The sequence below is a fragment of the Labilithrix sp. genome, assembly GCA_019637155.1.
In the GTDB taxonomy this organism is placed as follows: Bacteria; Myxococcota_A; Polyangia; order Polyangiales; family Polyangiaceae; genus Labilithrix.
Map to the genome: position 1 here is coordinate 183,293 of JAHBWE010000018.1, position 20,734 is coordinate 204,026.

Consider the following 20,734-nt stretch of genomic DNA (forward strand, 5'->3'; position numbering starts at 1 on the left):
ATCAACGTGCGCTCGGGCGATGATCGCGGCGTGAGCGCACGTTCGGACTACGTCAGCGCGGCGCGGGCGCGCGAGCTCCTCGACGTGAAGCCGCAGACGCTCTACGCGTACGTCAGCCGCGGCCACATCCGCAGCATCGACGCGGGGAAGGGGACACGCGAGCGCCTCTACCTGCGCGAGGACGTGGAGCGCCTCCGCACGCGCGCGCATGCCCGCGCAGGTCACGGCGCGGTCGCGGCGGCGGCGCTGCGCTGGGGCGAGCCGGTCCTCGACACGAGCATCGGCACCGTCACCGAACGGGGCCCAATCTACCGCGGCCACGCCGCCGTCGACCTCGTCGCGTCGGGCGTGAGCTTCGAGGTCGTCTGCGCGCTGCTCCACGGCGCCGTCGCGGACACGATCGCGCCGGCCCCCGCGCCGTCGCAGCGCCCGTCGAGCTCGCGTGCGCGAGGCGGGCGGATGACGGGGTCTGGGCGACGCGATGTTCGATGGTCCGTGCTCCGCGCGCTACTGCCATCCGGCGCCGACGCCTTCGCCGCGATGCTGCTCACCGCCAGCACGCTCGCCGCGGCTACATCACGCGAAGGCGCGCCGCTGGAGCTGGCCCCGCGTGGTCGCGCCACGTCGTCGCGCCGCGAAGGCGCGCCGCTGGAGCTGGCACCGCGTGGCAACGTCGCATCGCGTCGCGAAGGGGCGCCGCGGCGGGCCACCTCCGCGGCGCGTCGCGATGGCGTCGAGGCGGAGCTGGCTCCGTCGATGCGCGGCGTGAGCATGCTCGGTGCGGATGGCGAGCGCGGCGTGGCAGAGGGCTTGGGCGTGGTGATGGCGCTCGTTCGTCGGCTCGTCGTGGCGTGTGGGGTGCCGCGCGGGGGGGCGGTCGTGGCGCGGGCGGAGCGGGCGGGGTCGATCGCGGAGGCGCTGCTGATCGCGCTCGGGGCGGCGCCGACGCGTGCGCGGGTCGCGGCGATGAACGCGGCGCTCGTGCTGTGCGCCGACCACGAGCTCAACGTGTCGAGCTTCGCCGTGCGCGTCGCGGCGTCGGCGGGTGCGTCGCTGCCGGCGTGTGTCCTCGCCGGGCTCGCGGCGCTCTCCGGCCCCCGGCACGGCGGAGCGACGCGCGCGGTGGAGGAGCTCACCCTCGCGATCGGTGCGCCCGAGCACGCCGCGGCCGCGATCGCGGAGCATCGCGCGCGCGGCGAGGCGGTCCCCGGGTTCGGGCATCCGCTCTATCCCGCCGGCGATCCGCGCGGCGCGCTGCTGCTCGATCGCGCAGTGAAGCTCGCGCCGAGGGCCCGCGGCGTGCGGGTGCTCGTCGCCGCCGCGAGCGCGATGAAGCTCGCCGAGCACGAGGCGCCCACCGTCGACGTCGGCCTCGTCGCGCTCGCGCGCGCGCTCGGCCTGCCGCGCGGGGCGCCGCTCGCGATCTTCGCGTGCGGACGGCTCGCCGGTTGGATCGCGCACGCGCTCGAGCAACAGCGCGAAGGGCACCTCCTCCGGCCGCGCGCGCGCTACGTCGCTCAGAGCGCGTCGGCGTCGACGCTGAGGACCGTGTCCGCGATCGGCGTCGCGGGCGCGTAGCCGAGCTCGGCGCGCGCGCGGCGGTCGTCGACCATGCAGACGAAGCGGATGTGATCGAGCTCCGGCGCCGGGAACGTCGTGAGGCGGAGCGACCACAGCCGCTTCAAGAGCGACTTGCCGAGCGAGTAAGGGACCGGGACGCTCGGACGATCCAGGATCTTGATCGCGTGCGAGAGCGGCAGCGGGTCGGGGCCGGCGATGTTGTAGATTCCACGCTTTCCGGGGGCGAGGGCGGCGCGGAGCGCGCGGACGACGTCGGACTCGTGGATGACCTGGATCATCGGGTCGAAGCCGAGGAGGCGCGGGATGGTGGGGAGGCGGAGGAAGTTCGAGGCCGCGTTGTGGACCCCGCCGAGGATGTGGACCGGGCGCAGGATGACGGTCTCGGTGTCGGGGTGCTTCCAGAAGAAGCCCTGCGCGAGCATGTCGACCTCGATGAGGTCGCGGATCTCGCCGAAGCGCGCGCCGCCGAGGAGCGGCGCGTCTTCGTTCAGGAACTGCGCGTTGTCGGGCTGCGGGCCGTAGACGTTGGCGCTCGAGAGGACGACGAGCTTCGGCACGTCGAACTGCGCGACGTACTCCATCAGCTTCTGGAAGCCCGCCACGTTCCAGGAGTGATGCTCGGCCTGCGACGCGCGCGGATCGTGCATCACGCCGAGGTGCACCACCGCCTCGATCGGCTCGGAGCGGAAGATGTCCTTCAGCTTCTTCCGGCGGATGTCGACCTGCTCGTGGCGGACGTCCTTCGGCTTGTCGGGGAAGGGACGGCGATCGACGCCGACGACCTCGCGCTCGCGATGGAGGAGGCGGACGACCTGCTTGCCGAGGCGACCGCACGCGCCGGTGACGAGGACGATGCCCTCGCCGCGCGGCCGCGGCGGCGGCGGGTGGAACGACGACGGCGGGAGGGAGTCGGGCGCGTCGAGCATTTAGGCCGCGTGCTGATATAGCACGCGGCACGAGCTCGCTTTGGTCGCTCAGAAGAAGACGCTCTTTCGTTCCTTGAGGCCGCGGTTCAGCATCGACTGGATCGTCGCCTTCACGACGTGGACCTTCTCCTCGATCACGGCGTCGTCGTCGTCGGGATCGCCGTCGAAGCGCATCGGCTCGCCGAAGTAGATGCGGTACTTCGTCGGGAGCGGCAGCGCGCCGAAGGGGAGGAGGAGCTGCGGGAGGATCGGCGGCGCGCTCGGCATGCGCAGCACCTTCGCGAGCGAGGTGAAGTTGCCGACCGAGACGTACTGCTCCTCGCCGCCGACCACCGCGACGGGCACGATCGGCGTCTTCGTCTCCATCGCGAGCCGCATGAAGCCGAGGCCGAAGTCGCAGAGCTGATAGCGCCTCGTGAACGGCTTCGAGATGCCGCGCGCGCCCTCGGGGAAAACGAGGAGCGCCTCCTCCGCCGAGAGCAGGCGCTCCGCGTTCTCGGGGACGCCGACCACCTGACCGACGCGCGAGAACAAGAGCGACACGAACGGGAGCGTCTGCGTCCACTTCTCGACCATCGCGCGCATGAAGCGCGGCGGCTCGACGTCCATGAAGAGCGACGCGCCGATCATCGCCGCGTCGATCGGGATCTGGCCCGAGTGGTTGGAGATCAGGAGGACGCGCGTGGCGGGGACGTGCTCGGCGCCGTGCACGGCGGTCCGGAAGTAGTGACGATGCAGCAGCGCGGCCGAGGCGAGCGCGTACTTCGTCCACGCCGGGTCCATCCCGAACGGGTCGACGCCGGTCGCGGTGAGGTTGAGCGGCACGCGCGCGAGGCGGGCGTTGAACTCCTCGCCGAGCTTCGCCGTCATCCAGTCGTCGACGCTCGACGTCGCGGAGGAGAGGAGCCCGCGCGCGAGCGGCGCCAGCGACCGAAGCCGCGACATCCCACGCCGTGCGAGCGAACGAGTCTCGTTCACGGTGCCAAGCTAGTACGATGCACGGGCGAATTGAATCCTCCCCCGCCGCTCCGCCCCGGCTCGCTCATCGCGATCGCAGCGCCCGCGAGCCCGTTCGATCGGAACGAGCTATTTCGCGGGCTCGCGTGGCTCCGGACGCGGTATCGGCTCCGCATCGACGGCCGCGTCCTCGCGCGGGACGGCTACCTCGCGGGGGACGACGACACGCGCGCGGCCGTGCTCTCCGCCGCGATGCTCGATCCCGACGTCGGCGCGATCGTCGCCGCACGCGGCGGCTACGGGATCATGCGCATCGTCGATCGCCTGCCGTGGCGCGACTTCTCCGCGCGCCCCAAGCACCTCGCCGGCTTCAGCGACGTGACCGCGCTCCACGTCGTCGCGTGCTCGCGCGGCGTCCCGACCGTGCACGCGCCGAACGTGACCGGCCTCGGCCGCTCGATCTCCGCCGCGGAGCGCCTCTCGCTCATCTCCGCCTTCGAGGCGGGCCCGCCGCCGGAGTGGCGCGACCTCCGCGCGATCGTCCCCGGCGACGCAACAGGCCCCGTCTTCGGCGGCAACCTGGCGCTCCTCGAGGCGATGGCGGCGAGCGGTCTCCTCGACGTGCCGAAGGGCGCGATCCTCGTGCTCGAGGACGTCACCGAGCGCCCGTACCGCATCGACCGCATGCTCACCGCGCTCCTCCTCGGCGGCCACCTCGCCCGCGCGAGCGCGATCGTCTTCGGCGGCTTCACGCAGTGCGATCCGGGCCCCGACGGCGTCACCGTCGAGCACGTCCTCCGCGACCGCACGAAGAAGCTCGGCGTCCCGATCTACGCGGACGCGCCGTTCGGCCACGGCTCCCCCAACTTCGCGTTCCCGCTCGGCCGCGTCGCGCGCCTCGAGAACGGCGTCCTGCGGTTCTAGCCGTTCCGCGTGAACGGCGGCACCGTCGGGGAGGTGCCGGTCTCGTCGTCCATCGACTCGGCGAGGTCGTCGGCGATGATGATGCCGTCCTCGGAGCCGGGGTGCGTCGACTCGAGGTCGAGGTGCATGCCGGCGCCGGTCGGATCCTCGAAGTCGTCGTCGTTGTCCTCGACGCCGCCGGGGGCCGTCTGCGGCGCGCCGTCGATCGTCTCGGGGCCGTTCGGGCTCGAGCCCGGCGCGACCGTCTTCACCTCTTCGCTGTCGCCGAGCAGGTCGATCGCGGGCGGCTGCGCGGGGCGATCGGTCGAGACGCCCGTCGCGCCGGTGGGCTCCGACGCGGGCGCCGACGGCGGCACGCGCGAGGCGCGCTTCGGCTCGCGGCTCAGCGTGGCGGGCACGATCTGGCCGGACTCCGTCGCCTCGTCGTGCGTCGCGGTGAAGGAGAGGCCGGGCGGACGGCGCACGCCGAGGTTGCCGTTCGCGTTCTTGGGCGGACGCGCCTGCGTCGCCGCGGTGTCGTCGTGCGGGACGGGCGGGACGGGGACGGGCGGGACCGCTTCGATGCTGGAGCTCGTCGGTGAGTCGCCGAACTCGAGGCGCTCGAACTGCGCGTCGATCTCGTCCTCGACCGGCGCCGCCGCCTTCGGTGGCAGCGGCGGCGGCATGCTGCTCACGCCTTTCGTCGGCGGGGTCGAGGCCGAGCGCGGGCCGGTCACGATCGGGCGCGCGGTCGCGGCGGTCTCGCCCGTGCGCGTCTCCTCGCGCGGCGGCGGCACCGACGGACCTCGCGCGATGGTGGGCACGCTCGTCGACGGGACCGGCGGCGGCGCGGGCGCGGCGACCGGGACGCGCGACGCGGAGGGACGCTTGGGCGGCTGCGACGGCGAGGTCGGAGCGGGCGGCGGCTGCGAGACGCTCTTCGGCGCCGCGCCGGCGCGCGACGGCGGGGGCACAGGCTGATCGGAGACGAGCTTCGGCGGCGCGTAGACGAACGCGGGATCGCCCTCCGGCTTCTTGAGCTGGTTCGTCTTCGCGCGCTCGAGGCCCTGCGTCGCCTCCGCGTCGCCCGCGCGCATGCGGAGCACGCGGCGCCACGCGTCGGCGGCCTCGCGCGCGTCGGCGAGCTGCTCCTCCCAGATGCGCGCGACCTTGCGCGCGAGCTCGGCGCGCGCGTTCATGTCCTTGCCGCGGAGGATCTGGTCTTCGTAGAGCTGCACGAGCGACTTGTAGTCGTTCAGCTCCATGAAGAGGCCCGCGAGCTCGTCCATCACCTGCTGATCGGTGGGGGAGAGGTCGTGGAGCTTCTTCAGGTCGGTCGCGGCGTTGACCGGCTCCTGGAGCTGCTCGCGCCGGATCTTCGCGCGGCGGGCGAGGAGCTGGCGCACGAGCGGGCCGTCGAAGACCTCGGAGAGCGCGTGGGTGAGCGCGTTCTCGGCGCGGCGCGCGTCGTTCGTGTCGAGGCCGAGCTGCTCGAGCATGTCGAGGGTGAGGCCGTCGACGTGCGCGACGAGCGCGTCGCCGAGCCACGTGAACGCCTGCTCCGCGTCGTTGAGGTCGCGGTGCGCGAGCGTGGCCGCGCGGCGGAGGAGGTTCGCGCGCGTGCGGCCGCCGTCGCGCGCGCCGTGGCCGCCGGCCGCGAGCGCGGCGCAGAGCGCGCGGCGGAGGCGATCGCCGCCGCTGATCTTGTCGCCCTCGTGGGCGGCGTTCTCGAGCACGGCGACCGTCTCCTCGCTCGGCGCGCCGGAGAGCCCGAGCTCGAAGAAGCCGCGCGCGCGCTCGGGCTGCCCGCGCGTGGACGCGACCTGCGCGGCGCGGCCGAGCGCGCGGACGCGATCCGGCGGCGCCTTGCTCCGCGTGATCTGCCGCTCGTAGAGATCGATGACGTCGGCCGGCTTCGCGGCGAGGGCGGCGAGGCGCTCGAGGAGAGGCTCCGCGTCGGCCGGCGGCACGAAGACCATGCCTTGCTCGCCGTGCGCCATCGCGTCCTGGCGCGCGGTGCCGGCGCGCGCGCGGACCTCGGCTTGGCGCACGAGCTCGTGCGCGCGCTCGACCCCCTGCACCTCGCGCGTGAGGACGTCGTGCGCGACGGTGAGGGCGTCGTGATCGCCCGTCTTCACCGAGAGCTCCTCGAGGTGATCGGCGAGCTTCTTGTCGGCGCCCTTCGTGCGAACGAGCTCGATCGCGACGGTGACGGCGTCGGCGTCGCGACCCACGTCCGCGAACCGCTCGAACGCGCCGCGGAGGGCGTTCGTGCGCTCGACGCCGTGACGCGCGTCGAACCACCACTCCTTCAGCTTGCTCGCGACGATGCCCTTCCAGCCGAGGCGATCGCCGAGCTCGATGTAAGCCGTCCGCACCGAGGGCTCGCCCTGATCGGCGAGGTCGGTGAGGGCGCCGAGCGCCTCGTCGCCGCGATCGAGCTTGTCGGCGAGGATCGCGGCGAGCTTCGTCGTGAGCCCCACCACCTCGCGCTCGTCCGCCTCGATCTCGATCCGCTCGACGAGGAGCTCCGCGACGCGGCCCCACTGCTCCGTGATCTCGCAGAGCTCGCAGAGGCGCGTCAGCGCGTCGAAGTCCTCGAGGTCCGCCTTGCGCACGAGGTCGAGCGCGCGGATCGCGTTCCGCGGATCGTCGAGCTTCTCGTAGAGGCGGGCGAGGCGGGCCGCGATCTGACCGCGCTCCTGCACGTCGGCGACGAGCTTCAGCTCGCGCTCGAGCGCGTCGGCGGCCTCCGCGAGCGCGCCGCGGTTCTCCTGCAGGTCGGCGATCGCCTGGAGCGCGGGGCGGCACGTCGGATCGAGATCGGAGAGGATGATCTCGTAGCGCGAGATCGCGGTGTCGATGTCGCCGACGCCGTCGGCGAGGAGCTCCGCCTCGCGCAGCGCGACGCGCGCCTTCTCCGCGCGGTCGACCGTGTTCTGGCCGAGGCGGCGGAGGAGCGTCGCGGCCTCGGTGTGGTCCTCGCGCTCGACCGCGTCGTCGATGAGGCGCTCGAGCGCCTCGCGATCGTCGCCGTCCTCGAGGAGCTTCAGCCACAGCTCGCGCGCGAGCTCCTTGTCGTCTTGCCGGCTCGCGCAGAGCGTCGCCGCCTCGCGCCGGATCGAGATGCGCTTGTTGCGATCGGTCAGGCGGTCGCCGCGCTTCGTGAGGAAGGCGACGAGCTTGTCGACGTTGCCGGCCTGGTTGTAGCGATCGACGAGCAGGTTCGCGTAGTCGTCGTTGAGCGGATCGAACTCGGTCGCCTCCTCGAGGCGGACGAGCGCCTCGTCGGGGCGGCTCGCGCGCGTGAGGTACTCCGCCGCGCGCGCGTAACACGCGGCCTGCTGCTTGAGGTCGCCGGTGAGGAGGCCGCGCTGGTACGCCGCGTTCGCGGCCTTCTCCCAGCTCTCGGCGCCGGAGTAGAGGCGATCGGCCTCGTCCCAAAGCCGCCCGTCGCGGAGCGCGTCGGCGGCCTCGGCGTAGGAGTCGCCCGCCTTGATCGCTTCGCCGAGCTGCTCGCGGAGCTCGGCGAGGCGGCGGAGGAGCATCCCGCGCGGGACGGGATCGTCGATCCCGGACGCGCTCTCGGCGATGACGCTGGCGGCGAGGTCGTTGCGATCGCCGCGCTCGAAGAGCTTCGAGGCGGTGAGCACGGCGTGGTCGTCGTCGGGGACGAGGCGCGCGATGCGGCTCCACGCGTCGCCCGCCGCGACGAGATCGCGGCGCTTGTCCTCTTGCAGGCGCGCGAGGCGCTTCTCGAGGAAGACCTTCGTCTCGACGTCGCTCTCGATCGTCGCCTCTTGCTCGAGCACGTTCGCGAGCTCGTCCCAGCGCTGCGACTTCTCGAGGAGGCGCATCAGCGCGGTGCGCGCGCTCTCGTCCTTGCGGTCGAGGGTGAGGAGCTGGCGCCACGCCGAGATCGCGCCGTCGACGTCGCGGAGGTTGCCCTCGCAGAGCCCCGCGATCTCGCGGAGGCGCTCCTTGCGCGACTCCACCGTCTCGGGCGCGTTGGGCGTCGCGCGGATCGACGCGAGGAGCACGTCGCGGAGCTGGCCGTAGTCGCGCTTGCTGCGGAGGTAGTCCTCCGTCCACGAGAGCGCCTCGGGGTGCGCGGGATCGGCCTCGAGGATTTCCTTGTACTTCGCGAAGGCCTCGGGCTTCTTGCCCTTGCCGACGAGCATCTGCGCGGCGTCGAGGATGCCCTGCATCTTGTCGGGCGTGAGATCGCCGCCGCCGCGCCGGTGGATCGACTGCGAGCCGCGGCCGTAGCTGGTCTCCGGCTCGCGCTCCGACGCGGGCTCCGGCTCCATCATCGGGCTCGGGCGCGCCGAGGTCTTCGGCGGGGCCATGCTCGTGCGCTTCGCGGTCGCCGGTCCGACGCCGGTGTCCTCGAGGATCGAGCGGTCCTGCGTCTGCGAGGACAACATGCCGCCGCCGCCCGCCTTGTGGTGGGGCGCGAGCTCCGACGTCATCGAGCTCACGCCGGCGGAGGCGAGGGCGGAGCGGACGTCCTGCACCATCTCCCCGGCGGGGTTCGACGAGAGGTACGCGTTGCAGCGCTGCTGCATGTCCGGCGGCTGCCCCACCGCGCGCGCGTAGTGCAAGAGGAGCTGCATCGCGCGGTCGTTGCCGCCGTCGATGTCGAGCGCGGCGGCGGCGTAGGCGAGGCCGTGCTCGCCCTCGTAGGTCTCCGCGAGCGCGACGAGGAGCTCGGCGGCGTAGTTGCGCTCGTCGGCGGGGACCGCCTCGCCGGCCTGGATCCGGTCGAGGACGCTCGAGGCGTACTCCTGCTGGAGCGCGGGATCGGAGCTGTCGATCTCGCGCGCCATCGCGAGCGCGCGGGTGGCGCCCTGGAGGTCGCCGGCGAGCTTGCGCGTCGCGGCCTCGTCGCGGAGGAGGCCGACGCGGCGCTGCGGGTCCTGCTCGAGATCGAGCTCCGCGCCGTAGAGCGGGAGCGCGTCGGACCACTGCTGCAGCTGCTTGTACAGCTCGCGCGCGCTGTAGATCGCGAACGCGCTCGTGGGGTCGAACTCGATCGCCTTCTTGTAGCTCTCAATCGCCTTCTTCGGCTGGCTGAGCGGCGGCTCGGACCAGAGCTGCGCGAGCTGCTCGTAGAGCGTGGCGAGCTCGCTCCGGATCTCGGGCTGGTTCGCGGCGAGGGGCGTGAGCGCCTTCGCGCGCCGGTCGTAGAGCGCGACGAGGGCCTTGCTGTCGCCCTTGTTCCGATAGAGCTCGGCGAGGCGCTCGGCCGCCACCTGCGCGGTGGGGTCCTTCTCGAGCGCCATCATGAGGATGCGGGCGGCGCGGTGGACGTCGTGAAGCGTCGTCGACCAGACGTTCGCCGCCTCCGAGAGCCAGTGCGCGGCGTAGGCGCGGTCGCGCGTCTCCCCGCCGACGCGCTCGAGGAACATCGCGTAGCTCTTGGGGTCGGCCTCGCCCGATTCGTGGGCGTACGCGAGCGCCTCCTCGTCATGAGGATTCTCGACGAGCCGCTGCACGAGGCGGTCGATCTCGGCGCGATCCATGGCCCTCGGCGAAGGTACCAGAATCGCCAGGGATCCCACAACTTGCGTCGCCCACGCTTCCGCTTATTGAAGCTTGATCGTCAAGGTGTTCTTGATCTCGAGGTCGTACTTGAGGACGCCGGCCGGCGGGTCGTTGTCGAACCAGAGGCTCCCGCTGACGCGCGCGGACAGGATCTTCGTGATCGTGAACGAGACGTAGGTCTCGCTCAGGAGCCGGAAGTCCGAGAACTGGTTGAACCGCGGCTGGACGTAGGTGACGGAGCTGAGGTCGACGGTGGGGGTCGCGCGGAAGTCGACGCCGGCGTAGTTGCTCCAGCGGTGCCAGTAGTTGTTCTCGCCGAAGTAGGGTCCTGACGCGCTGATCCTCTCGTGCTCGAACAGGTAGGTCGTCCCGGCGAAGAGCTCGAGGTACTTCCAGTTCAGGTAGTTGAAGCGGAGGCCGGCGCCGTAGAGGTCGCGCACCGCCATGCGGCGGAACCGATCGTGCTGGACCTGCGCGAGCGCCTCGAGCGCGACGATCTCGGTCGCGCGATAGTTGTATCTTGCATGCGCCGTCCAGCGCGACACGGTCGTGACGCCGACCGCCTCGCCGTAGTCCGCCGACGCGCGCATGAAGGCGAGGTGGTCGCCGCCGGTGAGCCCGCCGAAGACGGCGCCCGAGAACGTGAGCGTTCGCGTGTTGCCGGTGCGCCCCGCGAGCCCGGCGTCGAACCACAGGAACTTCGGGTTCGCGCGGAGCGTGCTGCGGAGCGCCTCGGCGTTCACCTGCGCCCACGCCACGCGAGGCCACCCGACGGCGAGCAGACCAAAGAGCACAAGGACGAGCCTCTTCATCGTCCGCCACCTCTGTCACGCCCGCGCGTCGCAGAAAATGCGGAAGTCAGAGCGGGGCGCCGCAGCGGGGGCAGTCGTGGCGACCGGCGATGCGGAGCGCATCGCAAAAGCGGCAGCGTTGCTCGGCGCGGACCGGCGCGACCGGCGCGGCGCGGACCGGAGGCGGCGCTGCGATGACGGGGGCGGTGCCGGTGGGGTCGAGCCGCGCGAGCGGAGCGCCGCGATCGAAGGTGGCGCCCTCGGCGACGAGGAGCTGGACGATCACGCCGTCGCTCGGGGCCTCGAGCTCGGCGGTCACCTTGTCGGTCTCGATCTCCGCGATCACGTCGCCGCCGCGAACGCGATCGCCGGGCTTGCACGACCAGCGGACGAGCACGCCGGTCGGGATCGCCTCCGAGAGATCGGCGATGACGTCGCGCACTACTCGAAGACGCCGTAGCTCGAGGCCGGCGCCGGGCTCGGGGCGGGGTGCGGCGCGGGGCTCGGGGTGTTCGTCGCCGGGGCGGAGGCGGGCGGTTGCTTCACGCGCGGCTTGTGCTTCGGCGGGGGCGGCGTCGACGCCGACGGCGCGGCGCTCGGCTTCGTCTCGACGAGGGCGGTCGGCGGAGGCAGCGGCTCCGGCGGTGGTGGCGGCGGCGGCGCGCTCTCGGTCGGCGACGCGCTCGCGCTCGCGGTGACGGCGGGCTCGGGCGCCGGCGGCGCGGGCTTGCGGCGGGCCATGCCGTAGTAGACGGCGACCGCCGCGCAGAGGATGACCATGACGCTGATCGTCGCGAGGACGCCGGGCGACGGGCCGCTCGAGCGCGACACCGGCGGCGGGGGGAGCGAGATCGGCGGCGGGCGGAGCGAGTCGGGGACGCGGATGCCGGCCGCGTTCGTGATCGACGCGCGGACGCCGCTCGTGAGGGCGCCCTGCGCCTCGAGCGCGGCGAGGAGCTCGCCGGCGAAGATGTCGGCGCTCGCCTGCCGGTCCTCCGGGAGCTTCGAGAGCGAACGCATCACGACGTCCTCGAGCTCCTTCGGGATGTTCGCGTCGGGCACCGCCTCGTTCGGGCGCTTCGGGACCGACTTGATGTGACGCGCCATCACGACGACCGCGTCGGTGTCGGTGAAGGGCGGGCGGCCGGTGAGCATCTGGTAGAGGATGACGCCGAGCGAGTAGAGGTCCGTGCGCGCGTCGAGGGGCTTGCCCTGCGCTTGCTCGGGGCTCATGTAGCGCGGCGTTCCGAACACGGTGCCGGCCTGCGTCTCGACGACGTCGAGCGAGCTGTCGACGCTCCCGCCGCGCACCATCTTCGCGATGCCGAAGTCGAGGACCTTCACGATCTCCTCGTGGCCGTCGCCGGCGGGAGAAGAGGCGGTCGCGCTCGTCAGCATGCGCGCGAAGAACAGGTTGTCGGGCTTGAGGTCGCGATGGATGATGCCCTTCGCGTGCGCCTCCGAGAGCGAGCGCAGCGTCTGGCGCGCGCAGTCGACGGCGAGGGGGACGGGGATGCGGCCGAGGCGGGAGAGGCGCTGGCCGAGGCTCTCGCCCTCGAGGAGCTCCATCGCGAGGTAGAACTCGCCGCTCTCGGACTGGCCGAAGTCGAAGACGGTGACGGTGTTGGGCGACGCGAGGAGGGAGTTCGCGCGCGCCTCGCGGAGGAAGCGCGCCTTCGCGGAGTCGTCCACCGCGCGGTCGCCGCGCAGGATCTTGATCGCGACCTCGCGGCCCATCGCGTGCTGCTTCGCGCGGTAGACGGTGCCCATCGAGCCCGAGCCCATGCGCGCGGTGATCGTGTAGCGGCCCTCGAGCGTGCGCCCGACCATCGGGTCGTGCTCCGCCGCCGCGAGCTCCTTCGCGCGGACCAGGCTCTTGCCGTCGTTGGGGCAGACCCCCGGCGCCTCGGTCTCGTTCCACGAGACCCGGCAGTGGGGACAGACGAGGGCTTTCGGGTCTGTCGGTGTGGTGGTCGACACCGTGTCTTCCGTGCGGGAAGGGTGGGGCAGAGACACGGCCGTCACTCAACGCTACGCGAGCGGCTCCATCACGCAAGCGGCTTGTCACTTGAGCGGGAGCACGTTCCGGGGATCGCAGACGACGGTGACGGAGTCTGCGATCATCGGGGCGCCGGCAGGGACCTTGCCGAGGTCGACGCCGTCGCGGACGCGGCGCACCTCGAGGTGGAGGTGGACGAAGCGCGGCGAGGCCGAGTCGCCCACGGTTCCGACGGTTTGGCCCTCCGGGACCGTCACGCCGGCCGAGATCCCGGGCGCGATCGTGTCGAGGTGGCCGAGGAGCATGAGGTAGTCGCGCAACCGCCCACCCTCACGCAGCGTGTGCCGCGTGAGCACCGTGGTGCCGAAGAGGGTGCCGGCGTAGAGCACCTCGGCGAGCCCCTCCTGGTGCTCGAGCGCGATCATCGCGACCGGCGTGCCCTTCACCTGGGGGAGATCGACCGCGCCGTGGCCGACGTGCGAGAGCGTCGGCGCGCGGCGCTGCTTCGCGTCGGGTTGATCGAGGTCGTAGCCCGACACCACGTAGTGGCCGCCGGCGACGCCGGGCGGGATCGGGTAGCGGTACGCGTCGTAGTCGGCGGGCCGCTCGGGCAAGCGCGGGATCTGGTCGTAGGTCGACCAGCGGCCGGAGCGCTCGCGATGGGTGTTCGTGCGCGACTCCGCGGCGGTGCCTTCGTCGAGGACGGTGAGATGGACGCACGCGTCGTTGTCCGGCGCGGTGCCGGGCGGGCAGGTGCCGGCGAGGAGGTCCGGCGTCGCCGCGCCCGGCGCCGGCGCGGGCGCGGCTCGCGGCTTCGCGGGGACGAGCGCCGACGACCGCGCGCCGAGGAGCACGAACGTCGCGATCGCACCGAACGTCCAGGCCCAGCGGCTCATGAACGACAGACTATCAAGCGTCCCCGACTATGCCCGCTCGTGTTCGCGGCAAAGGCGGAGGGCGCCGGGAACTTCCACGCGACGCCGCTCGGAGGGGCGGTCGTGCTAGAAGTGCGCGCGATGGCTTCTGTCGAAGAGACGCTGACGGCATTGTTCGATGCGGAGCGCGCCGCGCGGGCGCATCACAGCGCGCTGCGCGGGGAGGGGGACACGAAGCTCGTGCCCGTGCTCGCGAAGGCGACGGCGGAGGCGCTGAAGCTCGAGGACGAGGCGGAGGCGACGATCCGGCTCATCCGCATCGCGCTCCTCCTCGGTGATCTCGAGGGCGACAAGGTCGTCGACCTCCTCATCGACATCCTCGGCGGGCCGTCGCCCGAGGCGCGCGTCGCGGCGGGCGAGGGGCTCGAGGGGCTCGCCTTCGATCGCTTCAAGGAGGTCGCCCTCGGCATCGAGCGCGCGCTCGAGCGCCTGCCGAAGGGCAGCGCGGCGCTCGGCGAGCTGCCGTTCCTCCTCGCGGAGGTCGGCGAGCCCGGCTGCGCGAAGCTGCTCGGCCGCTTCCTCCAGAACGAGGACGCGGAGGTCGTGGCCTCCGCGATCGAGGCCATGGCCGAGCTCGGCGATCCGGCTTCCATCCCGTTCCTCGCGAAGCTCGAGAAGGACGGCCGCCAGGTCCAGCTCGACGACGACGAAGGCGGCGAGCGCGTCTCCATCGCCGACCTCGCCCACGAGGCCAAGGAGATCCTCGAAGAAATGGCCGCCGAAATGTCCCCCGTCCCCCCGCGCAAACCCCCTCCGCCCCCGCCCCAAAAGAAGGGCCGCCGCTAAAGAGGCCCTGCTTTGCAGCCCGGATCGGAACGCCCTTCCCACCCGCGTCGGCGAGCAGCGGGGTGCGGGGGGCAGAGCCCCCTGCGATGAAACACGAGGAGACGGCGGTCTTCGAGACGCACGTCGTTCCGCGTTACCTCTCCTTCTTCGGGGAGCGCGTGCTCCACAAGATGGTCGCGGGCAAGGACGCGCGCGTCTGTCACGTGCGGTGCCGCACCGGCTACCCCGATCGCGAGCTCATCGAGAAGCTGCCGAACGCGCACGTGCACGGCGTCGATTCGTCGTCGCATGCGATCGAGCTCGCGCGCGCGAAGGCGCTCGCGCTCGTGGAGGGGAGGGCGGGGATCGCGTTCGATTACCGCGTCGGCGAGACGCTCCCGCTCCCGTTCCCCGCCGGCGTGTTCTCGCACGCGTTCACGCTCCACGCGCCGTCGGAGCGCGCGGCGCGGCGGGCCGTGGTCGAGGAGCTCGTGCGCCTCGTCGCGCCGCGCGGGCAGGTGCTCGTCGCGATGCCGCTCCGCGGCTCGTTCCTCGCGGTGCACGACCTCTTGCGCGAGTGCGCGCTGAAGCACGAGATCGACGGGCTCTCCGCCGCGGTCGACGCCGCCGCCGCCGCGCGGCCGAGCGACGAGTCGCTCGCGCGGGAGCTCGAGGACGCCGGGCTCGACAAGGTCTCCGTCGACGTCCGCACGCGCACGCTGCGCTTCGAAGGCGGACGGCGCTTCTTCGAGGACCCCGTCACCCGGCTCGTCCTGCTGCCCGAGCTCCACGCCGAGCTCGGGCCCGCGGCCGATCCGATCGGGCCGCTCGATCCGTTCGTCTACGTGCGCGACGCGATCGACAAGTACTGGAGCGACGCGACGTTCGAGCTCGACGTGAACGTCGGCGTCGCGGCGGGCCGGAAGCGCTGAAGGACGGGCCGACGGCGCTCAGCGGCAGTAGCCGTCGATGCAGACGAGGGCGGGGCCGCACGCCTTCGTCGGGTTGCACTCCGAGCCGAGGTTGTTCGTGGAGCCGCAGACCGAGTAGGTGCCGGAGCTGGTCGTCACCGACTTGCAGGTGTTGAAGGTGTCGGCGTTCTTGCACGCCGCCGCGCCCGCGTCGGCGTCGCACGCGATGTAGCAGCTGTGGCGGAGGCAGATGCTGCCCTGCTGGCACTCGCCCTGCTGGCCGTCCGTCGCGCACGTGAACACCGGCTGCTGGTCCGGGGTGCAGCCGCCGTCGACGCACTTGAGGCCCGCCGCGCACGTGCCGCCCGCGCCGCACGGCTCGACGCAGTGCTCCTGCACGCAGACGGTGCCCTTGCCGCTCGTGCACTGCGCGGAGCTGCTGCACGGGTTCGGGTTCTCGCCGGTGCAGACGCCCTTCGCGACGTCGCACGCGTAGCCGGTCGGACAGGCCTTGACCGCGCTGCACTTCGGGGTGCATGCACCCTGCACGCATTGCGCGTCCGCCGCGCACTGGGTGGCGTCGACGCACTGGTCGCCGGGGGCGACGCACTTGCCGGTGAGGCAGCGCGAGCCGGCCGGGCTCGGGCAGTCGCGGTCGTTCTTGCACGACGAGGTGCTCGAGCCGCCGTCGGTCTGCGCGTCGATCGGGATGCACTCGGGTGTGCCGTTCGAGCCGCTCTGGAGCGCGCAGACGAAGCCGGAGGGGCAGCCGAGCTCGTCGCACGCGCCGGCGTGGCACTTGTTGTCGGCGCCGCAGGAGGTGCCCGGCGCGCAGTCGGCCGGCTTCCCGCACGTGCCGTCCGCCGGCGGCGTGGTCGGGGTGCCGCTCGTGAGCTTGCAGCGATGATCGCTGTTGCACGTGTAGCCGCTCGGGCAGTCGTTGCTCGTATCGCAGCGCCAGTCGTTGCACGCGTCGGAGTAGAACGAGTCGGGGCACTCGTAGCACTCGCCCGCGAGGCAGACGCGGTGGTCACGATCCGACGGGTAGATCGGGCAGCCGAAGAGCACCGCCGTCCCGAGACCGAAGAGACCAAACGCGAGCAGGCGCTTCATGATCATTGGCCATCTGAGGGTAGCAACCGTCGTGCCCCAGACAAGCCACGCAACACCCGGCATTTTTCGCAGCTTCACGCCCATGCGTGGACACCGGTTCACGCCCCCCGTGGACACGCCAGTCAGGACCCAGCGCCCCAGCCAGGACCGGGCCCCCGAAGCGCCCGCGAGAACCCGGGGCCCCAGAAGCGGCCGCGCAAGCGGGCGCGAAGCGCCCCGAGCGCTCCGCGCGAGGGCCGTGTCTGGGGCGGGGGTGTCGGGGGCGGAGCCCCCGACGTTGCTTGAGAGACCCGCCTTCGTGCAAAACCCGTGATAGCGTCGAAAAGCCTCGAGATGGACGTCAAGTGCGAGCGGTGCAACACCGAGTACGAGTTCGACGACGCCCTCGTGAGCGGTCGTGGGACGACCGTGAAGTGCACCAACTGTGGGCACAAGTTCAAGATTCGGCGCGAGGGCGGCGACGTCGCCGCCGACTACTGGAACGTCACCACCGGCGACGGGCGGACGCTCGTCTTCACGTCGCTCCGCGAGCTGCAGCGCGCCATTCAGGGCTACCTCGTCGAGCGCACGGACCGGTTGTCGCGCGGCGGCCTACCGCCGAAGGCGATCGGCCAGATCCCGGAGCTCGCGCCGTTCTTCGATCAGCGGGAGGCCGCGAAGAGGGGGCAGAGCCCCGCGCGCTCGTCGAAGACGCAGGACGGCCTCGGGCCCGCCGCCGCGGCGCAACAGGCGCAGGCGCAGGGGCAGGTGCGGCCGCGGCAGCTGACGAAGCCCGAATTTCCCGGGCCGCCGCCGTCGTCGGAGCCGATCGAGCCGATCGGCGGGGCGCCCGGGAAGGCGACGCTCATCGGCACCGGTCCCCTCTCGAACGAAGAAGCGATCCCGCGCCCCGGCCCCGTCCCCGCGCCGCCGCGGCCCCCGCCCGTGAAGTCGACCCCGCCCCCGGTGCCGGTGCGCGCCGGTCGCGAGCCGATGCACACCGTGCCGATCAAGCGGCCGAGCGTCCCCAGCGTCCCGAGCATTCCGCCGCCGCTCCCGGAGAAGGCCCGCTCCGCCCCGCCGACCCCGCCGCCGGCCGGCACGCGCACGAACCCGCCGCCGCCGGTGCGCACGAACCCACCGCCGCCGGCCCCGCCGCCGCCCGAGCCGGTGAAGGTCTCCGCGCCGCCGCCGCGCGCGCGGTCGCTCCTCGCCGAGATCGAGGAGGAGCGCGATCGCCGGACCGGCTACGAGTCGGTGCCCGAGCTGCCGGTCGCGAAGGCGCGGCGGCCGGTGGGCGGCTTCATCGTCGCCGTCGTCGTCATCGCGGGGCTCCTCGGGGTGGGGGCGTTCTGGGCGCGGAACAACGGCATCCTCGCCGGCCCCACCAAGCCCGTCGCCTCCGCGCCGGTAGCGGATCCGCGCGTGGCCGGGCTGCTCGTGAGCGGCGAGAAGGCGCTCGCCGACGGCAACCTCGATCTCGCGAAGGAGAGCTTCGACAAGGCGAGCGTGCTCGCGGAGAAGGACCCGCACGTGCTCCTCGCGCGCGCGCGCCTCGCGGCCGCGCGCGCGGACCTGCCGTGGCTGAAGCAGCGCCTCCTCTCCCCCGACGCCGCCGACGAGCAGCGGATCGCGAAGGGCGAGGTGATCGAGCTCGCCGCCGCCGCGAAGAAGGCGGCCGACGACGCGCTCGCGGTCGCGCCCGACGACCCCGCCTCCGTGCGCGCGAAGGTCGACGCGCTCCGCATCGAGGGCGATCGCGACGGCGCCCGCGCGCTCGCGGTGAAGATCGCCGGGAGCGCGTCGCAGCCCGAGGCAGCCTACGTCCTCGCCGCGCTCGACCTCACCGATCCCGAGCCGCCGTGGACGCAGCTCGTCGAGAAGCTCAAGACCGCGAGCAGCGTCGAGACCGGCCCCGGCCGCGGCCGCGCCGCGCTCGTGTACGCGCTCACGCTCTCCGGCGACGTCGCGGGCGCGAAGGCGGAGGTCGACCGCCTCAACGCGATGCCGCGCCCGCACCCGCTCTTGCCCCTGCTCCGCGCCTTCGCCGATCGCGCGAAGCCCGCGGCGGGCAAGGGCGACGCCGGGATCGTCGCGGCCGCGACCGAACCGAAGCCAGGCCCGAGCGGCGCCGCCCCGGCGCCGGCGCAGGGTGGGGGTGGAGGCGGCGTCCCCGCCGATCCGCGCGAGATGCTCGCGCAGGCCGAGCGCGCGCGGGCGAAGGGCGACCTCGAGCGCGCGCGCACGCTCTACAACGCGGCGATCGACAAGAACCCGAACGACTCGGAGGCGCTCAACGGCCTCGCGCTCCTCGCGTACCAGCAGAAGGATCTCCCCGCCGCGCGCACGGCGTACAAACGCGTGCTCGCGATCAACCCGAACTACATGCCGGCGCTGATCGGCCTCGCCGACGTCGAGTGGGAGTCGGGGGATCACGCGACGGCGAGCAAGATGTACAAGGAGATCGTCGACACGCGCCCGGAGGGCACCTACCCGGCGCGCGTGAAGCAGCGGAGCGAGAGTTGAGGGCCGCCGCCCTGCTCGCGCTCGCGACGTCGCTCGCGACGCTCCTCGCGTGCGAGGGACGCCCGAAGTCCGAAGGCCCGAAGAGCGATCCGCCGAAGAAGACCGGCCCCGCCGTCGCGGTGCTCGACCTCACCGGCGGCGTGCCGGAGCAGTCCGCCGGCGGCCTGTTCTCCGCGCCGGGGCGGAAGACCTTCGACGAGCTCCTCCGCGCGACGAAAGAGGTCGCGGACGACAAGGGCGATCGCTCGAAGGGCGTCCTCGTGAAGCTCGGCAGCGCGTCGATCGGCGCGGCGCGCGCGCAGGAGATCGCGGAGATGCTCGCCGCGATCAAGGAGAAAAAGAAGGTCTACTGCCACGCCGACGGGCTCTCCAACGCGACGCTGATGCTCGCGGCGAAGGGCTGCTCGTCGATCTGGGTGTCGCCCGCGGGCGAGGTCGAGTCGATCGGCCTCGCCGCGCAGATCGTCTACATGCGGAGGCTGCTCGCGGACGAGCTGCACCTCTCGATCGACTTCCTCCAGGTCGGCAAGTTCAAGGGCGCGGAGGAGCCGCTCACGCGCGACGGACCTTCACCCGAGGCGCGCGCGTCGCTCATGAGCGTGCTCACCGACCTCCGCGCCGCGTGGACGACGACGCTCGCGGAGGCGCGCCCGAAGGCGACGCCCGAGGTCGTCGAGGACGGGCCCTGGGCGCCGGAGAAGGCGAAGAGCCTCGGCCTCGTCGACGAGGTCGGCTACGCGGACGACTGCGCGAAGAAGCTCCGCGAGGAGTCGGGCGCCGCGCGCGAGCGCGTCGTCTTCGGCGCGGGGGCGGGGGACGACGACGGCGACTTCGACGACCTCGTGCGCGCCCTCGCGGGCGAGAGCAGCGTGACGGGGCCGATCGCGCTCGTCCGCGCGACCGGCAGCATCTCGATGAGCGCGGGCGGCAACGGGATCCTCGGCGGTCGCGGCGGCATCGTCGAGAAGGACTTCGATCGCACGATCGACAAGCTCGAGAAGGACGACGCGGTGAAGGCGGTCGTCGTGCGCATCGACTCGCCGGGCGGCAGCGCGCTCGCGAGCGACCTCATGTGGCACCACCTGATGAAGCTGCGGAAGAAGAAGCCGCTCGTCTTCAGCGTCGGCGACATGGCCGCGAGCGGCGGCTACTACCTCGCGTCGAGCGCGGACTACATCTTCGCCGAGCCGATGAGCATCGTCGGATCGATCGGCGTCGTCGGCGGGAAGATCGGCGGCGGCGACGCGCTCGAGCGCATCGGCGTCCACGCCGAGACGTTCCCCGCGAACGAAGGGAAGCCCGGCGCGGCGGAGCGCGCGGCGTACCTCTCGCCGCTCGTGAAGTGGGACGATCCCACCCGCGCGCGCGTGCTCGAGACGATGACGAGCGTCTACGAGCTGTTCCTCTCCCGCGTCTCGGAGGGGCGCTCGACGCGCGGGCGCACCGTGACGCGCGAGCAGGTCGCGGCGAACGCGGAGGGCAAGATCTTCAGCGGCACCGCGGGCAAGGACCTCGGGCTCGTCGACGAGATCGGCGGGCTCGGGGCGGCGATCGCGAAGGCGCGCTCGCTCGCGAAGCTCGACGACAAGGCGCACGTCGCGACGGTGCAGGGGCGGAGCGGGCTCTTCGACGGCCTCGAGCCGGGCGGGGTGGAGGAGGCGGTGCGCGCGCGGACGAGCCCGCTCGCGGTGCTCGAGCGGGTCGCGCCCGACGTGGTGCCGTTCGTGACGAGCATGGCGCCGCTCGCGGAGGGGGAACGCACGGCGGTCTGTGTGCCGTTTGCGTTGACGGTGAGGTGAGC

Annotated in this window: 14 protein-coding genes; 6 read left to right on the forward strand and 8 right to left on the reverse strand. The window is 72.7% G+C overall.

Translation table 11 applies throughout. From position 1 onward, the window contains the following. The first annotated feature begins 459 nt into the window (after positions 1-459). Positions 460-1,578, forward strand: a complete 1,119-nt coding sequence (locus tag KF837_34155; protein ID MBX3232419.1) for a citrate synthase — start codon at positions 460-462, stop codon at positions 1,576-1,578. Here KF837_34155 and KF837_34160 read toward each other — a convergent pair. After that, positions 1,518-2,507 (reverse strand): SDR family oxidoreductase, encoded by a 990-nt coding sequence (locus KF837_34160; GenBank protein ID MBX3232420.1) that lies wholly within the window; start codon positions 2,505-2,507, stop codon positions 1,518-1,520. The genes KF837_34155 and KF837_34160 overlap by 61 nt on opposite strands. A 48-nt stretch (positions 2,508-2,555) precedes the next feature. After that, complete coding sequence (locus tag KF837_34165) at positions 2,556-3,452, reverse strand: acyltransferase family protein (GenBank protein ID MBX3232421.1); 897 nt, start codon at positions 3,450-3,452, stop codon at positions 2,556-2,558. 63 nt (positions 3,453-3,515) lie between these two features. Between KF837_34165 and KF837_34170 the strand changes: the two genes are divergently transcribed. Continuing rightward, positions 3,516-4,388: an LD-carboxypeptidase gene (locus KF837_34170; GenBank protein ID MBX3232422.1), complete on the forward strand. Its 873-nt coding sequence runs from the start codon at positions 3,516-3,518 to the stop codon at positions 4,386-4,388. On the opposite strand, the gene KF837_34175 is transcribed toward KF837_34170, so the two are convergent. The 5 genes from KF837_34175 to KF837_34195 form a co-directional block, all read right to left on the reverse strand. Then, positions 4,385-9,892, reverse strand: a complete 5,508-nt coding sequence (locus KF837_34175; protein ID MBX3232423.1) for a hypothetical protein — start codon at positions 9,890-9,892, stop codon at positions 4,385-4,387. The genes KF837_34170 and KF837_34175 overlap by 4 nt on opposite strands. Positions 9,893-9,955: 63 nt before the next feature. Further along, positions 9,956-10,726 carry a DUF481 domain-containing protein gene (locus KF837_34180; GenBank protein ID MBX3232424.1) on the reverse strand — a complete coding sequence of 257 codons (771 nt, stop codon included), beginning with the start codon at positions 10,724-10,726 and terminating at the stop codon, positions 9,956-9,958. A gap of 46 nt (positions 10,727-10,772) precedes the next feature. Beyond that, positions 10,773-11,147 carry a lipoyl domain-containing protein gene (locus KF837_34185; GenBank protein ID MBX3232425.1) on the reverse strand — a complete coding sequence of 125 codons (375 nt, stop codon included), beginning with the start codon at positions 11,145-11,147 and terminating at the stop codon, positions 10,773-10,775. After that, entirely contained in the window at positions 11,147-12,535 is a 1,389-nt protein-coding gene (locus tag KF837_34190; GenBank protein MBX3232426.1) for a serine/threonine protein kinase, read from the reverse strand. The genes KF837_34185 and KF837_34190 overlap by 1 nt, the downstream gene beginning before the upstream one ends. Positions 12,536-12,769: 234 nt before the next feature. Further along, the gene (locus tag KF837_34195; GenBank protein ID MBX3232427.1) at positions 12,770-13,600 is read right to left on the reverse strand and encodes a peptidoglycan DD-metalloendopeptidase family protein; all 831 of its coding nucleotides are present in this window, start codon (positions 13,598-13,600) and stop codon (positions 12,770-12,772) included. Positions 13,601-13,720: 120 nt separating this feature from the next. Between KF837_34195 and KF837_34200 the strand changes: the two genes are divergently transcribed. Both KF837_34200 and KF837_34205 read left to right on the forward strand, forming a co-directional pair. Continuing rightward, the gene (locus KF837_34200) at positions 13,721-14,425 is read left to right on the forward strand and encodes a HEAT repeat domain-containing protein (protein MBX3232428.1); all 705 of its coding nucleotides are present in this window, start codon (positions 13,721-13,723) and stop codon (positions 14,423-14,425) included. 86 nt (positions 14,426-14,511) lie between these two features. Beyond that, positions 14,512-15,336: a class I SAM-dependent methyltransferase gene (locus KF837_34205; protein MBX3232429.1), complete on the forward strand. Its 825-nt coding sequence runs from the start codon at positions 14,512-14,514 to the stop codon at positions 15,334-15,336. 18 nt (positions 15,337-15,354) lie between these two features. On the opposite strand, the gene KF837_34210 is transcribed toward KF837_34205, so the two are convergent. Then, complete coding sequence (locus tag KF837_34210; protein MBX3232430.1) at positions 15,355-16,428, reverse strand: hypothetical protein; 1,074 nt, start codon at positions 16,426-16,428, stop codon at positions 15,355-15,357. A 333-nt stretch (positions 16,429-16,761) separates the two neighbouring features. On the opposite strand from KF837_34210, the gene KF837_34215 reads away from it, so the two are divergent. Together KF837_34215 and KF837_34220 are read left to right on the forward strand one after the other, a co-directional pair. Next, positions 16,762-18,933 carry a zinc-ribbon domain-containing protein gene (locus KF837_34215; protein MBX3232431.1) on the forward strand — a complete coding sequence of 724 codons (2,172 nt, stop codon included), beginning with the start codon at positions 16,762-16,764 and terminating at the stop codon, positions 18,931-18,933. Continuing rightward, positions 18,930-20,732 (forward strand): S49 family peptidase, encoded by a 1,803-nt coding sequence (locus KF837_34220; GenBank protein MBX3232432.1) that lies wholly within the window; start codon positions 18,930-18,932, stop codon positions 20,730-20,732. Before KF837_34215 ends, KF837_34220 begins: the two co-directional genes overlap by 4 nt. Positions 20,733-20,734 lie beyond the last annotated feature (2 nt).

Excerpts from the sequence above, each read along its gene's own strand:
- KF837_34155 (MBX3232419.1), top strand. The coding sequence starts at position 460 with ATGACGGGGTCTGGGCGACGCGATGTTCGATGGTCCGTGCTCCGCGCG.
- KF837_34160 (MBX3232420.1), bottom strand. The coding sequence starts at position 2,507 with ATGCTCGACGCGCCCGACTCCCTCCCGCCGTCGTCGTTCCACCCGCCG.
- KF837_34165 (MBX3232421.1), bottom strand. The coding sequence starts at position 3,452 with ATGTCGCGGCTTCGGTCGCTGGCGCCGCTCGCGCGCGGGCTCCTCTCC.
- KF837_34175 (MBX3232423.1), bottom strand. The coding sequence starts at position 9,892 with ATGGATCGCGCCGAGATCGACCGCCTCGTGCAGCGGCTCGTCGAGAAT.
- KF837_34180 (MBX3232424.1), bottom strand. The coding sequence starts at position 10,726 with ATGAAGAGGCTCGTCCTTGTGCTCTTTGGTCTGCTCGCCGTCGGGTGG.
- KF837_34190 (MBX3232426.1), bottom strand. The coding sequence starts at position 12,535 with ATGGTCGGGCGCACGCTCGAGGGCCGCTACACGATCACCGCGCGCATG.
- KF837_34195 (MBX3232427.1), bottom strand. The coding sequence starts at position 13,600 with ATGAGCCGCTGGGCCTGGACGTTCGGTGCGATCGCGACGTTCGTGCTC.
- KF837_34200 (MBX3232428.1), top strand. The coding sequence starts at position 13,721 with ATGGCTTCTGTCGAAGAGACGCTGACGGCATTGTTCGATGCGGAGCGC.
- KF837_34205 (MBX3232429.1), top strand. The coding sequence starts at position 14,512 with ATGAAACACGAGGAGACGGCGGTCTTCGAGACGCACGTCGTTCCGCGT.
- KF837_34210 (MBX3232430.1), bottom strand. The coding sequence starts at position 16,428 with ATGAAGCGCCTGCTCGCGTTTGGTCTCTTCGGTCTCGGGACGGCGGTG.
- KF837_34215 (MBX3232431.1), top strand. The coding sequence starts at position 16,762 with ATGGACGTCAAGTGCGAGCGGTGCAACACCGAGTACGAGTTCGACGAC.